This window comes from Burkholderia sp. L27(2015), from assembly GCF_009765705.1.
Classification (GTDB): Bacteria; Pseudomonadota; Gammaproteobacteria; order Burkholderiales; family Burkholderiaceae; genus LMUX01.
The window spans coordinates 1-1,510 of the sequence record NZ_LMUX01000064.1 but is presented as its reverse complement, the minus strand read 5'-3'; the positions used below and the strand labels follow the sequence as shown (position 1 = coordinate 1,510).

Here is a 1,510-nt window from a genome sequence, read left to right as displayed (position 1 = left end):
CGGCAAGCACGTCAACGGCCAGCTGACCATGGGCGAGAACATCGGCGATCTCGGTGGCTTGAACGCAGCGTATACCGCGCTACAGATGGCGCTGTCGAAAGACCCGGCGGAAGCGCACAAGAAGATCGATGGCTACACCGAAGATCAGCGCTTCTTCCTCAACTGGGCCCGCGTGTGGCGCGGCAACATCCGTCCGCAAGCGCAGATCACCCTGCTCAATACCGACCCGCACGCTCCGGCGCAGTTCCGTGCGATCGGCGCGCCGTCGAACATGCCGGAGTTCGCCCAGGCATTCCAGTGCAAGCCAGGCGATGCCATGGTGCGTTCGCCGGAAACACAGGTGAAGATCTGGTAGGTCGGGCTGCCAAGCCGGCGCTAGCGGTGTTTGAAAAGCCGCAGCGCCCGGCTGTGGCTTTTCATGCATGATGATCGGCGGCAATATCAGGCAGGTGACGCATTACCTGCCTGCATCGGCACCCACTCATGCGAGACGGAGACAACATGCACAGCGCAGCGCGATTGCCCGATAACCTCACCGGCGCCGCGTCGCCGATCGTGCAGGTATCCGGCCTCGGCAAGACCTACGCGTCCGGACATGTGGCGCTCAAGCACATCGACCTGGACATCCGCCGCGGCGAGATCCTGGCCCTGCTGGGTCCTAACGGTGCCGGCAAGACCACACTGATCAGCATCATCTGCGGCATCGTCAAGCCGACCAGCGGCACCGTGCTGGCCGATGGTCACGACATCGTGCGCGACTACCGGGCTGCGCGCGCGAAGATCGGCCTGGTACCGCAGGAGCTGTCCACCGACGCTTTCGAAACGGTATGGGCCACGGTGACTTTCAGCCGTGGTCTGTTCGGCAAACCGGCGAATCCGGCGCACATCGAAAAAGTGCTGCGCGACCTGTCGCTATGGGACAAGAAGGACAGCAAGATCATGGCACTGTCCGGCGGCATGAAACGCCGTGTGCTGATCGCCAAGGCGCTCGCGCACGAGCCGCAGATCCTGTTTCTGGACGAACCCACGGCCGGTGTCGACGTGGAGCTGCGCCATGACATGTGGCAGATGGTGCGCGGCCTGCGCGACAACGGCGTGACCATCATCCTGACCACGCACTACATCGAGGAGGCCGAGGATATGGCCGACCGTATCGGCGTGATCAGCAAGGGCGAGTTGATCCTGGTCGAGGACAAGGCCGTGCTGATGCGCAAGCTCGGCAAGAAGCAGCTCACGCTGCAGCTGCAGAATCCGCTGCAGCAGATACCTGTCGAACTGGAGGCGCTGCCGCTGGAGCTGACCAACGACGGCCATGCGCTGGTCTACACCTTCGATACCCAGGGTGAGCAAACCGGCATCGCGCCGCTGTTGCGTCGGCTGGGCGAACTCGGCATCGACTTCAAGGACCTGCATTCCAGCGAGAGTTCGCTGGAGGAGATCTTTGTGAGCCTGGTGCATTCCAACGGCGGCAAGCTGCCTTCCGAGAAAGGATCGCGCGCATGAACATCCA

General features: G+C 62.8%; 2 protein-coding genes. Both read left to right on the top strand.

All coding sequences use genetic code 11. From position 1 onward, the window contains the following. A partial coding sequence (locus GSQ77_RS29110; RefSeq protein ID WP_301951197.1) for a M13-type metalloendopeptidase occupies nucleotides 1-355 on the top strand: 355 nt, incomplete at its 5' end. Nucleotides 356-501: 146 nt separating this feature from the next. Beyond that, nucleotides 502-1,503, top strand: coding sequence for an ABC transporter ATP-binding protein (locus GSQ77_RS29105; protein WP_158907618.1), 1,002 nt, complete (start codon nucleotides 502-504; stop codon nucleotides 1,501-1,503). Nucleotides 1,504-1,510 lie beyond the last annotated feature (7 nt).